Raw genomic sequence first — 14,317 nt, 5'->3', positions numbered from 1 at the left:
GTTAGGAGTTAGGAGTTAGGAGTTAGGAGTTAGGAGTTAGGAGTTAGGAGTTAGGAGTTAGGAGTTAGGAGTTAGGAGTTAGGAGTTAGGAGTTATTTCTTCCTCATCTCCCTGATCTCATTTACAATCATTCTTATGAATCTGCCTTCATTTCTTTGGTTGTGGAAAATAGCCGCCTGGTCGATGGGGTTGTCCCTGCTGGCATATCTAATGTTAGCAGTCACCGGCGTTTGGATGTTTCAGGCGAGAACTTCGCAGCAATTCCCTTTTATTACCCCATTTATGGGCGGAAATAAAGGGGTGCGATCGCTCCACTATACAATGGGCATCAGCATGGTAAGTTTAGTACTACTACTGCTAGCGATCGGCATTGTTGGAACTCTCGGTCACTTTGGCTCCTTGGGTCACTCATCACATTTAGTTTCTGGATTGATAGTAGTAGCATTAGTTTTACTATCTGCTTTCAGTGCGACGCAAATTAGCGCTGGACGACCTTGGGCTAGACCCTTACACGTCGGCGTAAATATTATTCTATTTATCGGATTTGCCTGGGTATCCCTTACTGGTTGGATTGTAGTACAAAAATATTTACCCTAAATAATTACGAATTACGAATTACGAATTACGAATTATCTTATATACGGCAGGCGAAGTAGGACATAGACCTACCCTACAATGAAGAAAAGCATTGTAATTGAGCCGTGACAGCAAACCCAGCCAATATTTCAACTTCTGTATTTCGTCTGTCTCCTTTGATTCGGATAACGCTGCTGAGTCTATACATAGCACTCACAGTCCCATTACCCTTCTTATCGCAGGTAACAGCAGCACCAGTACCCCCAAAATTATTGTGGATAGGGATTAGCATCGGCTTCGTTGCTTTGTATGCTGTATTGACTGAACGAGTAACGGTAGATGACCAGGGAATTCAGGTTACTTACCCCGCTTGGGTACCTAGCTTTTTTCGTAAAGGCTGGTTTTTACCTTGGTCAGATGTGAAAGAGTTAAAACCCCGCACCACTGGTCAAGGAGGGCTAGTTTATTACTTCCTCAGCCAGGATGGGAAAGCTTATTTATTACCAATGCGTGTAGCCGGATTTGCCCGTTTCGTGCAAATTGTCCAAGCAAAGACAGGTCTTGATACCACAGATGTTCGCCCTTTAGCACAGCCGTGGATGTACTTGATTTTACTAGTATTCACACTGTTGTTACTATTGGTCGATGGTTGGGCGATCGCTACAGCCTTAACTACCAGACAATTAACTTAAAATTGGGCATTGGGTATTGGGCATAGTTATTTCCCTTGTCCCCTTGTCTCCTTGTCCCCTTGTCCCCTTGTCCCCTTGAATACAGCAAAAGCCACACTCAGGCTAGAGCAAGTTAATCTGTTTACGAAGCTGAAAACCCAACTTCCAGGCAATCAGCAAGGATACCCCATATTGCGAGATATTTCCTTGGAAGTATTCCAGGGCGATCGCATTGCCATTGTAGGGCCAGTAGGTGCTGGGAAAACTTCGTTATTACGACTCCTCAATCGCCTCATTGAACCCAGTAGTGGCAAAATCTATCTAGAAAACCAAGAATATCGCCAAATTCCCGTCATCCAGTTACGCCAGATGCTTGTACTTGTATTACAAGAATCAAAACTGTTAGGGATGACAGTTGGGCAAGCCTTGGCTTATCCTTTAGTTTTGCGTGGTTTGTCCAAACAGACAATCCAGCAACGAGTCAATCACTCGACAGAACAACTGCATATTCCCAGTGAATGGTTAGGGCGAACTGAGGTACAACTTTCTGCTGGACAACGACAACTAGTAGCGATCGCTCGTGCCTTAGCCATCCAGCCTAAAATATTATTATTAGACGAGCCAACCTCTGCCCTTGATGCTGGTACTGCTTCTCATCTAATGCAAGTGTTAACCCAGTTAAGTCAAACTCATCAAACTACTATTTTGATGGTAAACCACCAACTGGAACTAGCCCAGATGTTTTGCACTCAGTTATTACACTTACACCAAGGTCATTTATTGGCAAATCAAACAGTCTCTGAAATAAACTGGGTTGAATTACGAGAAAGCTTAATTCAAGCAGAAGCTCAAGACGATTTTGGATTTTAAATTTTGGATTAGTCAATCCTCATTAAGCATTGGGCATTAAGAGTGCTGAGTTAGGAGTTAAGAGTTAGGAGTTAGGAGTTAGGAGTTAAGAGTTAGGAGTTAATAATTATCCCCTCATCTCCCTATTCCCACTCCTATTACACACTACTACTAAGCGTTGAACGTTGATTATTAAATCTCTCTCTAGCTAACTTTGTTGTTTGTGATTGTGAAATATTGGTATTCAAAATTTCCATGTTAAAACGGTATCCTACATTGCGGATAGTTTGAATCAAATTGGGTTGGCGAGGGTCAAGTTCAACCTTTTTCCGCAGCGATAAAACATGAGTATCAATGGTACGAGGGTTATCGATAGCGTCAGGCCAAGCACGGCGCAGTAATTCTGACCGACTCAGAGGCACTCCCCCAGCTTGTGCCAAAACGTACAGCAAACTGAATTCTTGGGGTGTTAAGTCAATGAACTCCCCCTGGAAGCGGACACGGCGCTGAACTAAATCGATTTGCAAAGTGCCATAATCCAAGTAAGCTGGAGCAGTAGGTGTGCGCTTCCGGCGGATTAGCGCCTCTACCCGTGCCAAAAACTCTTGCATCCCAAAAGGTTTGCTCAGATAATCATCTGCACCCGCCTTTAAACCTGCGACGATATCACCTTCAGTATTACGGGCAGATAGCATTAAGATTAGAGGCTGCTGCTGACGATGCAACCAACGACAAAACTCAATGCCATCACCATCAGGCAGGTCTGCATCTAAAACTACCAGTGTTGGTTGATGGCTTAAAAATACTTCCCTTGCTTGATAAATGCTGGCAGCTTGATGCACACGGTATTCCAGCTGTTGCAAGTGCCAACCCAACAACGACCTCAGATGGGGATTCCCCTCAATGATTTCTATACAAACCGAACCCACAGCGGCAAGACCCCTTAGCGTCGATGACTTTCAAAGTAACAAGCTCATCTCTAAGGTTTTGTAGCCTTTGTTACTTCAATAGCTATTAGCTTTACATTTCCTCATAAAAATAGTGGCAATATCTTTGAATTTATGCCTTGCCGAAGGCGATTAGAAATATTCTTAAATTTTTATTAAATTTATCGAAATATTTGTTAAACTTATGGAAAGTTCTTCTAGCTTAACATTTTGCTTTTAAATGAGAACTCTTGCCATAAACTATAGCCTAAGCAGCTAGCTTTTACGACAACAGTTTTTTAACCTGATGATAAAAGTGGATTCGGAACTTGCAGAAATTAGTCCCTAGACGCACGAATATATCACCAATACAATTTGGCTGAAGAGTTATGAAAATCATAAAAATAACTTAGCAGATAACTAGAATCGATGTTTTCTGGAATAGGATTAGAGTAGCTTGTAACTGCTAGGAGGGTACTGCCCAAATTAGATGTGTTGACTTTGAGTTGATGCCAAAGTGAAATTACAGTTCACATTTGAGCGTAAATCATTTACAATTCTCATTCCAAAGAGTTTAATACAGCAGTTATGCTCCAAGACACACAAACCATCCGCTATTACCAAAGACTCACCGACGCCTTCGTCGAGTTATGGAATCGCGGTTATCGCACGGATGACATGCGGATGTATTTGGATGGATATCTAGCCGCACTAAGACATGGGAATATTCTTGAACCTATCCTGATTCATCGCTTAGAAGAGGAAGCCAGCCGCTACTTGTACGATGGATCAAATTTTGCAGTCCCACAACCACAGCCATTACGCGATTACTACTAAGTACTATTTACCTAGTCGTTTGATAGTAACCGTTAATTACCGCAGATGATTATAGCATATTATCTGTATTGGTCAACTAGTGCCGTGGTGTGAGATTTTGGAGATATTGTATTGATAAAACGCATCCCCTCAGCCCTATATTGGTCTTGCCAATGCGGCTGAGGGGATTGTTGACTATGACTGAAATCGAAGCGCAACGCACAACGCGAGAGTCATTAGTCATTAGTCCAAGATAAACCAGACCCACTCTTTGACGTGGTTTGAAGTAGTCCTAATCATTAGTTTTTTTCGCCCAGAAGCGGCGAGGTATGTACCAAAAACTCTTTAGTTATATCTTGCACTAGTCCCAGAAACCGGGAGCATCCCGTCAGGTGCAAAAACCTTAATAGCCCTCATCCCCTAACCCCGAATCCCTTCATATGGGATTCGGGGAACTAGAATTATGTCTCCCCTCTCCCAAATATGGGAGAGGGGCTGGGGGTGAGGGAAAAGATTTAAGCCAAAATTGGGATGCTCCCCAGAAACCGCCATAGGTTAGAAAGTTATGGCTAATAGCTAAAGTCCTCTCAAGAGTAATTTAGCCTATTAGTGGCATGGATATTAGTCCACTTGAATGGACTTGGACAAAAAGCCTGTGAAATTTATTTCTTGGCAGGAGATTGGGCAGGTGCAAGATATAAATTTATCAATTCCAACACAGGTATTTTTTCACAAACCCATTAAAAACCCTTGAAAGGGGAGATACTATTTCTCTGACCTTTCAAGGATGTTAAAAATGGCAAATTGCCTTGATTGGGAAGCGCAAATTTAGCAGCATACCCTCTGGTTGGCGTAAAGAAATATTACGACGAGGCTAGTGCTACTTCTACCTTTTCCTGCAATTCACCTTTTTGGTACATTTCAATCAAAATGTCAGAACCGCCAACAAATTCACCATCGATATAGACTTGGGGAATTGTCGGCCAGTTAGAGTATTCTTTAATTCCCTGGCGGATTTCAGAGTCTGATAGAACATCAACTGTCTCGAAGGGAACTCCCAAGGTATTGAGAATCTGCACAACGTTGTTGGAGAAACCACATTGGGGCATTAACTTGTTTCCCTTCATGAAAACCATAATCTTGTTCTGTTGTAGCAAGTTATCAATTTTCTCTTTGATTTCTGGTGTCATGGTATTTGTGTTTCCTATGTTACATTCAACGATGACGAGTGAGAAGTTAAAAATTCATAACTCCTAACTCCTAATTCCTAACTCGATGTTTACGAAGCTGGTGTTGCTTGCCAAGATTCAGGAGTATATGTTTTTACTGCCAAGGCATGAATTGCTTCGGTTGACATAGCTTGCCCCAAAGCACCATAAACTAACTGGTGCTGTTGCACTAGTCCCTTACCTGCAAAGTGCGATGAAACTACTGTTACCTGATAGTGGTCACCGCCACCAGTCAAGTCTTGCACCTGAACCTGGGCGTCTGGCAGTTCCGCCTTGATCATTGCCTCAACCTGCTGCGGACTAATCATCGCTATTCCTGAAAAAACTTACTTTTCTATTATTAACAGATATGGAGCAATGGCTGTGCCAAGTTCAGGTTTTGGCAAGGCTAGAGATAACGCACCTCTGAGGTGGATTTTTGAGGACGATCGCTCAAGGGTACGGCAGATAATTCTATCCTAGCACTGGAACGTTCTCAAGGTACTGCTGTGGGAGAGGGGGAGATGAGGGAGATGAGGGAGAGGGGGAAGACGGGGGAAAACAAACAAGAAAAATTTAATTTATTTTTTTGGGGATGAGGAAGATGAAGCACCACCTTCTCTAGGATAGGGAGAATCAACAAAACCTAATTCAAACAACTGTTTATAGGCTTTCTTACCTAAATCTCGCGTGGGGTTTTGACTCTTAATTATTTGAATCAACAAGGGTACAGCTAATTCTGGCTGATTTTGGGCGCGATGTACCAATGCTAGCTGAAAGGTGGCTTCATCTCGCTTTTGCGCTGTTACTAGAGCTTTTTGACGCTGAGAATCAGAAACTCTATTGTCAATTCCCGAAAAGCTAGAGTTTAATTCTTGATAAAAATTAGATAGCTGATTATAAACCTGGCGTGCTTCTTGCAGTTTCTTGACAGCTAAGGGGTAGTTTTGAGCAGAAACGGCTTGGTCTGCCTCTTTCAGTAAGCGATCGCCACCTTCAATGCTCAAAATGCTGTTACTTTGGGTTATGGGGCGCAGGTTATTGGGATCGTTGGGGTCAATGGGTTGTGGACTATTAGTGCCTGGTAACTGTGATACCTGAGCATTCACAGGTGATAGCAGGCTAAGGACTGCTATGACTGATAAAAAAGTACGGTGCATCAAGGTAACAGCGACAGCAGTGTTCATGGGGTCAAGTAGTGCAACGACTATACAGAAAAGTTATGGAAACTTCGGGTATCTTAACTCTGTTTTGGTCTTCGACAAAGCAAAGCCGCATCCAAGTTTCTTTGGTTTAGACTGAAAATCGGTTTAATAGAGTTCCCGTTGCCCCTGTATAATGATTAACTAAAATCGTCCTTATGAGCGATCGCGTTAATTCCTCTGATTTTTAAATCATCGGTTTACCAGCAAGCAGCTTGGGAGTAGTTTGACAAGGCGCTGGCGAAAAGTTGATTTGAGAAAAAAATTTAAACTGCTTCACCATCTGTCTTGCTACCGACTTTCCTTTGCAATAATTATCTCAGGTTAAGTGAGATATTCCGCACGAAAATCTTCTCACGCTGCTTGAACTATTTGACCAAATAGTAAGAATATTTATCATCAACTAATTCAGTTGTTTTGAGACAATTATTAGCTATTGGCTCAAAAAAATGCCAATTTGGCTAAATGTCCCGTCAATAGAGGGTAATCTATATTTATACATCCTCAAAGGTTGCAAAACAAGCCCTAATCTTTTGTGACTTACTCAGGATGAATATATGAGTGTCAAATTTTGAAAACGCCCAGTTTCTTAATTATGCACAATTAATAGTCAGTGGGTAAAAGCCAGTCTTGAGACTCTTGAGGTTTGATTAAATCAAGAATTAGTAATTTCTGCAAATGCGCGATTAGTAATTTTTGTTTCTTGATGGCTTAACTGTTGCAGTGCCTTTGCTAAATCAACTGTGATGCTTTTAGCATCTTGTTTTATACAGCCAGTCATGTAATCTGTTACTTTGATTGGGGAGCCAATGTCAATACTCACATCTGTACCCCAACTTGGATAAGGTTGGCTGTAATTAATGCCTATGGGTATAATTTTCACTCCCAGTCCCGAATGACTAGATTCAGCACTCAAAGCAAGACGAGCAATTCCCGGCTTCAACTGGTGAACTTGGCCATCACGAAAAATGTTACCTTCTGGAAAGATTACCAGGGTTTTTTGCTGCTGAAGTAGCTCAACTCCATGTCGCAGGGTGCGGATTGAGGGATGCTTAGAATTTACAGGAAACCCCCCCAAGCGTTGCACAAACCAGCCTTGCAAACCTTGACATTCGTCGATAGTCACCATAAACCGCAGGTCTTGTTCTCTGCGACAATCTACGGTAGCGTAGGGTACGAGCAATGCATCCCAACGCGCCCGATGAGTAGGCGCGAAGATCACAGGCCCAGTTATAGGGATATTTTTTTGTCCGGTTATGCTAATTTGCCCAAAGAATAATGGTAATAGGCACTGACGCCCTAATAAATATGCCAGAGGGCTTAACCAAGGAGAAACCCTTGAAGTAGTATCAGCCACCTGATGATTTGCTGGTGTCTGCTGGGAAGTATCGGATGAAGAGTAAAATTCCATCATGACGGATGCAGCTGATTGACGGGTAAAATTTAAGGAAAAGTCTGATTAGTTACACCGTAGGTTCTCTTGTCTGACTTGTCTTGTACTAGATGGACAGTTTTACCTCTGTCCGTTAGTTTACACTACGCCGCTTAGTAGCAAACCAAGCCTGTAATTGTTCACGACAAGCTGACTCTAGAACGCCTCCGATTACTTGTAAGCGATGATTAGAAGCAGCGCTATCGGGTATGTTAATAACTGTACGAATTGCGCCAGTTTTGGTATCGTCTACTCCATATACAAGTAGTCTTAGACGCGCTTGCACGATCGCACCTGCACACATCGGGCAAGGTTCGAGAGTTACGTACAGGGTGCATTCATTAAGGTGCCAATTTTGTAAAGTTGTTGCAGCTATTTTGAGAGCGAGAATTTCCGCATGAGCGGTAGGGTCTTTGTCCCGCTCTTTTCTATTTTCTCCTTGTGCTAGCAATTTGCCTGTTGAATCAATGATAACAGCACCTACAGGGACTTCACCTGCATCACCTGCTACTTTTGCTAATTCTAGAGCATAACTCATCCATTGTTGATGTATAAGATATTCTGTGTATTTGGTTAACATATACTTATCAATATAAAAATTTTAAAATTATACTCGCCTTTGGACGAGCGAGATACCGATTCTACGAGAAACAAAAAGTATATAGCCCGAAGACTAGAAGTCTTGTGATTATTTACATTTGACAATCCCCGCTTCGTTGTTATCCCGCCTCGGAATAAATTCCAAGGCTAATAGTTAAAGTCCACTTAAGTGGACTAAACAAGAATTTCAGTCCACTTAAGTGGACTTGAGCTATTAGCCAAAGAACTTAAGTTATAGGCGGGATGTGCGTCACTGGAATACTTTAACTGTTACAAAAATGAGGGACTAGAAATCTGAAGTTAAATAGCGGCTTGGGCTAAAAGGGGATCGAGTTGACTTTGTGTGTCTAGCTGATAGAGGTCATCACAGCCGCCAATGTGCTGGTTATTGATAAAAATTTGCGGTACAGTACGGCGACCGTTAGCGCGTTCTGACATTTTAGCTCTGGCTGCTTCGTCACCGTCGATTTTATATTCAGTAAAATTTATACCTTTCCACCACAGCAGCATTTTGGCACGAATGCAGTAAGGGCAAGTTTGCCATGTGTAAAGTTCGACGTTGGCTTTGACTCGCTCTGGATGGCGATTTAAAAGGGGATTAAGAAACTGTAGCATATTTTCTTAAGCAAGGTTTTAACTCTGTCTCTAGCCTAGATCATTGCTTACCGCATTGGGGCTGGAACCCATTTTTGAAAGCCCTCTAAATGATTTTAGTAAGACAAATATCCAGTCAATGCCCAACTCTGACGACAAACAGCTTCGCGTCTTGGCACCCGTTGATAAAAACCTGTAACCTACGGTTTCCAAAAGAATTATCTATACCACGATACACATTTTCAGCCAGTACCATCATGAATTTTATAACCAGCCAGCAGTTTACTACCCCAGTAGGATTTGCTGGCTGTTTTTAATTTCGGTTTATACCTTTGGCAAAACCTATGATACTTTTTGGCAGATTCATCCAATGTTTTGCCCAGTTGTAAAAAAGCTGGATGCCACAGAGTTAAGCCATCATTAGTCAAAGGATCTCGTGTCGCCATAGGTGTCAACTTAACGTGAAAGCCATGTCCCGCAAAGAACTTCAGTTCCTTGCTCATAGCGAAAGTCATGTGAAGATGACTAAATGTAGCTAAAAATCTTTAGTTTACTTCAGTAGACTTTAGCTAAAAGCCAAAAAACTTTAGTTCGAGGCGAATGAATCAAGCCGAGAGTTTTGCTACCCATAGCTTAAGTTGATACCAATGGCAAGAGGCCAAACCCACAAGATTGGATAATCTATTTTTTGGTAATCCCGTAACACCATTCTTAAAACTTAATACTACACTTCAGTCAAAAAAATTCTCTGTATACAAAACATCTACAGTGTACACACATCTCTACAAAACCAAAATCGTTGTAGATCCTCCTAAATCCTGCTTAATATAAGGAAAATTATTGAGAATAGTGTCAATAAATATGAAGTTGAAACTTCGTTAACATTTGTAATCGAAATTTCGTAACCGCCCTTTGGTAGACTTAAAGACTGAAATAGCCAGATAAAACGGCAGAAATTCAAGCAGTTGAGAGGGCAGACTCTGTGGAAAATACACTTGGGTTAGAGATTATTGAAGTAGTAGAGCAAGCTGCGATCGCTTCCTCGAAGTGGATGGGTAAAGGCGAAAAAAACATCGCTGACCAGGTAGCTGTGGAAGCTATGCGGGAGCGGATGAATAAAATCCACATGCGGGGTCGCATTGTGATTGGGGAAGGTGAACGCGACGATGCGCCGATGCTATACATCGGTGAAGAAGTTGGTATCTGTACCCAACCAGATGCTGCAAATTTCTGTAACCCTGATGAATTAATTGAAATTGATATCGCCGTTGACCCCTGTGAAGGTACGAACTTGGTAGCTTATGGACAGCCTGGTTCGATGGCTGTCTTGGCAATTTCTGAAAAGGGGGGATTATTTGCTGCTCCTGACTTTTACATGAAGAAGTTAGCAGCACCTCCCGCAGCTAAGGGCAAAGTAGACATCAACAAGTCAGCAACGGAAAATCTGAAGATTCTGGCTGAGTGTCTAGATCGGAGTATTGAAGAACTCGTGGTCGTGGTCATGAAGCGCGAACGCCACAACGATTTAATTAAAGAAATCCGTGAGGCTGGAGCCAGAGTCGCCCTAATTTCAGATGGTGATGTGGGTGCAGCCATCAGCTGCGGTTTTGCTGGAACTAATATCCACGCGCTGATGGGTATCGGTGCGGCTCCTGAAGGTGTAATCTCAGCAGCAGCAATGCGTGCTTTGGGTGGACACTTCCAAGGTCAACTGATTTACGATCCAGCAGTCGTAAAAACAGGTCTGATTGGAGAAAGCAGAGAAGCTAACCTCGATCGCTTAAAATCTATGAATATCAATGACCCTGATAAGGTCTATGATGCTCATGAACTAGCATCTGGTAAAACTGTTCTGTTCGCTGCTAGCGGCATTACCAGTGGTAATCTCATGGAAGGTGTACGTTTCTTCAATGGTGGAGCCAGAACTCAAAGTTTGGTAATTTCCAACCAGTCAAAAACTGCTCGCTTTGTTGATACGATTCACATGTTTGGTGAACCCAAGACTCTCCAACTGAACTAATTTTTAGGGAATGGGGAATGGTAAAAGTAGGGGTAAAGCATTTGGAAATAAATCTTTCTATAAAATGGAAAAATAGTCACCCAAATGCTTCATCGTTACACTAGTTAGTAGTTAGTATTTAGTGATTAGTTATTGTTTATTGGTTGGAAAAACTATCAACCAATAAACAAAAATCCCCCATTCCCTATTTCTGGCTCAATGCCCTATTCTCAACTACCAACTAGTAATTACGATTTAGCAAATGAATATAGCAGTGGTGGGGTTAAGCCATAAAACAGCCCCAGTAGAAGTCCGGGAAAAACTGAGCATTCCAGAACCACAAATTGAAAGTGCGATCGCTCAACTGGCCAGCTATCCCCATATTGATGAAGTTGCAATTCTTAGCACCTGTAACCGCCTGGAAATTTACATTGTTACCAGTGAAGCAGACCAAGGTATCCGAGAAATAACGCAGTTTCTTGCAGAATACAGTAAATTACCCGTGCTTTCTCTGCGACAGCATTTGTTTATGCTGCTACATGATGATGCAGTGATGCACGTTATGCGCGTAGCAGGTGGTTTAGATAGTCTGGTACTCGGAGAAGGTCAAATTCTGGCTCAGGTGAAAACTACTCACAAACTGGGACAGCAATATAACGGTATAAAAACCATTTTGAATCGATTATTTAAACAAGCGCTAACAGCTGGTAAGCGGGTTCGTACTGAAACTAGTATTGGTACTGGCGCTGTCTCTATCAGTTCGGCTGCTGTAGAGTTAGCGCAGATAAAAGTGGCAAATTTAGCTGCTTGTAGAGTGGTAATTTTAGGCGCTGGTAAAATGTCGCGGCTGCTGGTGCAACACCTAATTTCTAAGGGTGCTGTGCAAATTAGTATTGTAAATCGCTCACGCGATCGCGCCCAAGAATTAACAAAGCAGTTCCCTCAACAACCGATCCAAATTCATCCGCTATCAGAAATGATGGCAGTAATTGCCGATAGTGATTTGGTATTTACAAGTACTTCGGCAACAGAGCCAATACTTGATCGGGCTAAATTAGAAATGGTTTTAGAAGTTCAGCGTTCTTTAATGTTATTTGATATTTCTGTGCCGCGAAATGTTCATGCGGATGTAAATGAATTGGAAAATGTGCAAGCTTTCAATGTGGATGATTTGAAAGCAGTAGTAGCACAAAATTACGAAAGCCGTCGGAAGATTGCACAGGAAGCCGAAAGACTTTTAGAAGAAGAAGTGGAAGCTTTTGATATTTGGTGGCGCAGTCTGGAAACTGTTAGCACCATTAGCTGTCTGCGAAATAAAGTCGAAACTATCCGCGAACAAGAGTTAGAAAAAGCTTTGTCGAGATTGGGTTCGGAATTTGCAGAAAAACATCAAGAGGTAATTGAAGCATTAACACGCGGAATTGTCAATAAAATTTTACATGACCCGATGGTGCAATTGCGATCGCAGCAAGATGTAGAAGCGAGACGGCGGTGTATGCAAACTCTGCAAATGTTATTTAACCTCGATGCAGAGGAACAGTTTAGTTAAATTTAACAACAAATAAGATCCCCGACAACTTTTACGAAGTCGGGGATCTGAGCTTTCAATTAGATATACTTCTAATTAGATAGATGTCTAATTAGAAGTTAGTTATGCAACCAGAGCAATTTAACATCTTACTGCGCTTTTTCAAGGCATTAGCGGATGATAGCCGATTGAAGATTGTAGGTATTTTGGCTAATCAGGAGTGTAGCGTCGAAGAATTGGCGGTGTTACTGCAACTCAAGGAACCGACGGTATCCCATCATTTAGCGAAACTTAAAGAGCTAAATTTGGTGACAATGCGCCCTGAAGGTAATAGCCATATATATCAATTGGATAGCGAGGCTTTGCAAAACATTAGTAAGGAAATTTTCACACCTGAGAAAATCGCATATTTGATTGAGGATGTTGATACTGAGGCTTGGGAAAACAAAGTATTAAAAAACTATTTTGAGGGCGAATGTCTGAAGGAAATCCCCGCTAGTCGCAAAAAGCGCTTAGTAATTCTCAAGTGGTTGGTAAACCAGTTTGAAGTGGGAATAAACTATCCTGAACGCCTGGTAAATGACATTCTTAAACGCTACCATCCTGACTGCGCCACCCTGCGACGCGAGTTGATTGCTTGCCAGTTAATGCAGCGAGATAATGGGGTTTATTGGCGGATGAAAGATGTTTCATAATAGTTCTTCTGGGTTAATTCCCCGTTCTTGCAGTCGTATCAATAAATCTTGATAAGCTAAAAATCTTTTAATTTGCATCCTCCAAAAAATAAATCTCTTGTAGGGTGGGGCGATTTGCCCGCCCTAGTTGTGCAAATTAAAGCAAGGGCAGCTTATCGTTGGCGTTCTTGCTCCAGTTGTTCGAGAGCTATTTCTTTAGCTTGACGTTCTTGTGTACGTAAAACTTGTAGCCGACTAACTTCAGACAGCACTTTAAAATGGTAATATAATAAATAAAAATTTCAGCCGCACAACAACAGCACAATCATAGGTTGTATTTTTATGCAGTTAGAAACACAAAAATTATCTTACACACCTGAAGAGTATTTAGAAATTGAAGAAAAGGCAGAATATAAAAGCGAATATCGTGATGGAGAAATTGTACCGATGACGGGTGGCACTACAAATCATAATAAAATTTCAGGCAACTTTTATGCTTATTTGAAGTTTGGTTTGAGAGGCAATAATTATGGTGTTTATATTGGTGATGTACGTTTGTGGATACCACGTTATCGGCAGCATACGTATTCTGATGTGATGGTGATTGAGGGAGAACCTATTTATACAGGAACCAGCACAACAACGGTTATGAACCCGATGTTAATTGCTGAAGTTTTATCTAAATCGACTAAAAATTATGACCAAGGCGATAAGTTTCTTTATTATCGCTCTATTCCAGAATTCAAGGAATATATTTTAATTGACCAATATGAGTATCATGTGATGCAGTATGTCAAAACTGCGGAAAGTCAATGGTCATTTACTGAACTTGAAGATGAATCTGCAACTTTATCACTGCAAACGATTGATTTTCAAATTCAATTGCGCGACCTTTACGAGCAAATCAATTTGGCAGAAAATAACGAAGATTAAAATAATTCGTAATTCGTAATAGAGCCTCCGGCACGCTGCGCGAACGTAATTCGTAATTACGTTTTGTAACGGGGATTTAGATTTAGGCGTTCAATTCGTGCTGCCGTCGTTAGGCTCTTGAATTAAACTGAACATACTTTGTTAAAATAATTCTTAATGGCGCTCTCTACGAGGCGCTAAAAGCGAACGTGGATTCGCTAATGTAATTTGTAATAGTGATATAACGGTTCTCAGTTGAGTGAGGTACAAGAACCCCACCCCCAACCCCCTCCCCGCTTTTCGAGAGGGGACTATGATGTACCTCATGTG

16 protein-coding genes are annotated in these 14,317 nt (G+C 41.7%); 8 read left to right on the top strand and 8 right to left on the bottom strand.

Features of this window, described 5'->3' with window-relative positions:
* Positions 1-135: 135 nt before the first annotated feature.
* The 3 genes from V7K73_RS27675 to V7K73_RS27665 all read left to right on the top strand — a co-directional run bounded on the left by V7K73_RS27675 (position 136) and on the right by V7K73_RS27665 (position 2,117).
* Positions 136-597 (top strand): DUF4079 domain-containing protein, encoded by a 462-nt coding sequence (locus V7K73_RS27675; protein WP_334884957.1) that lies wholly within the window; start codon positions 136-138, stop codon positions 595-597.
* Positions 598-701: 104 nt separating this feature from the next.
* Positions 702-1,268 (top strand): hypothetical protein, encoded by a 567-nt coding sequence (locus V7K73_RS27670; protein ID WP_334884955.1) that lies wholly within the window; start codon positions 702-704, stop codon positions 1,266-1,268.
* Positions 1,269-1,343: 75 nt separating this feature from the next.
* Positions 1,344-2,117, top strand: a complete 774-nt coding sequence (locus V7K73_RS27665; RefSeq protein WP_334884954.1) for an ABC transporter ATP-binding protein — start codon at positions 1,344-1,346, stop codon at positions 2,115-2,117.
* A 137-nt stretch (positions 2,118-2,254) separates the two neighbouring features.
* Here V7K73_RS27665 and V7K73_RS27660 read toward each other — a convergent pair whose 3' ends face one another.
* A complete protein-coding gene (locus V7K73_RS27660) occupies positions 2,255-3,025 on the bottom strand; it encodes a response regulator transcription factor (RefSeq protein ID WP_334884952.1) in 771 nt (256 codons plus the stop codon).
* Positions 3,026-3,610: 585 nt separating this feature from the next.
* Between V7K73_RS27660 and V7K73_RS27655 the strand changes: the two genes are divergently transcribed.
* Entirely contained in the window at positions 3,611-3,859 is a 249-nt protein-coding gene (locus tag V7K73_RS27655) for a DUF6761 family protein (protein ID WP_334884950.1), read from the top strand.
* Between the two features lie 842 nt (positions 3,860-4,701).
* Here V7K73_RS27655 and grxD read toward each other — a convergent pair.
* The 7 genes from grxD to V7K73_RS27620 all read right to left on the bottom strand — a co-directional run bounded on the left by grxD (position 4,702) and on the right by V7K73_RS27620 (position 9,377).
* Positions 4,702-5,028 carry a Grx4 family monothiol glutaredoxin gene (gene grxD, locus V7K73_RS27650; protein ID WP_334884948.1) on the bottom strand — a complete coding sequence of 109 codons (327 nt, stop codon included), beginning with the start codon at positions 5,026-5,028 and terminating at the stop codon, positions 4,702-4,704.
* Between the two features lie 89 nt (positions 5,029-5,117).
* Positions 5,118-5,375 carry a BolA family protein gene (locus V7K73_RS27645; protein ID WP_100899811.1) on the bottom strand — a complete coding sequence of 86 codons (258 nt, stop codon included), beginning with the start codon at positions 5,373-5,375 and terminating at the stop codon, positions 5,118-5,120.
* 252 nt (positions 5,376-5,627) lie between these two features.
* Positions 5,628-6,233: a hypothetical protein gene (locus tag V7K73_RS27640; RefSeq protein ID WP_334884946.1), complete on the bottom strand. Its 606-nt coding sequence runs from the start codon at positions 6,231-6,233 to the stop codon at positions 5,628-5,630.
* 670 nt (positions 6,234-6,903) lie between these two features.
* Complete coding sequence (locus V7K73_RS27635; protein ID WP_334884944.1) at positions 6,904-7,662, bottom strand: lysophospholipid acyltransferase family protein; 759 nt, start codon at positions 7,660-7,662, stop codon at positions 6,904-6,906.
* A gap of 112 nt (positions 7,663-7,774) precedes the next feature.
* Positions 7,775-8,260 (bottom strand): tRNA adenosine(34) deaminase TadA, encoded by a 486-nt coding sequence (gene tadA / locus V7K73_RS27630; protein ID WP_334884942.1) that lies wholly within the window; start codon positions 8,258-8,260, stop codon positions 7,775-7,777.
* 320 nt (positions 8,261-8,580) lie between these two features.
* Positions 8,581-8,895: a glutaredoxin 3 gene (grxC, locus tag V7K73_RS27625; RefSeq protein ID WP_334884940.1), complete on the bottom strand. Its 315-nt coding sequence runs from the start codon at positions 8,893-8,895 to the stop codon at positions 8,581-8,583.
* A gap of 221 nt (positions 8,896-9,116) precedes the next feature.
* Entirely contained in the window at positions 9,117-9,377 is a 261-nt protein-coding gene (locus tag V7K73_RS27620) for a hypothetical protein (RefSeq protein ID WP_334884938.1), read from the bottom strand.
* 479 nt (positions 9,378-9,856) lie between these two features.
* On the opposite strand from V7K73_RS27620, the gene glpX reads away from it, so the two are divergent.
* The 4 genes from glpX (at position 9,857) to V7K73_RS27600 (ending at position 14,008) form a co-directional block, all read left to right on the top strand.
* Positions 9,857-10,894, top strand: coding sequence for a class II fructose-bisphosphatase (gene glpX, locus V7K73_RS27615; RefSeq protein ID WP_334884936.1), 1,038 nt, complete (start codon positions 9,857-9,859; stop codon positions 10,892-10,894).
* A gap of 241 nt (positions 10,895-11,135) precedes the next feature.
* Positions 11,136-12,422 carry a glutamyl-tRNA reductase gene (locus V7K73_RS27610; protein WP_334884934.1) on the top strand — a complete coding sequence of 429 codons (1,287 nt, stop codon included), beginning with the start codon at positions 11,136-11,138 and terminating at the stop codon, positions 12,420-12,422.
* Between the two features lie 104 nt (positions 12,423-12,526).
* Positions 12,527-13,096, top strand: coding sequence for a DUF2087 domain-containing protein (locus V7K73_RS27605; RefSeq protein WP_334884932.1), 570 nt, complete (start codon positions 12,527-12,529; stop codon positions 13,094-13,096).
* A gap of 321 nt (positions 13,097-13,417) precedes the next feature.
* Entirely contained in the window at positions 13,418-14,008 is a 591-nt protein-coding gene (locus V7K73_RS27600; protein WP_334884931.1) for a Uma2 family endonuclease, read from the top strand.
* The last annotated feature ends 309 nt before the right edge of the window (positions 14,009-14,317 follow it).

The sequence above is a fragment of the Nostoc sp. genome (assembly GCF_036916975.1).
In the GTDB taxonomy this organism is placed as follows: Bacteria; Cyanobacteriota; Cyanobacteriia; order Cyanobacteriales; family Nostocaceae; genus Nostoc.
This window is presented reverse-complemented; position numbering and strand designations above follow the sequence as displayed.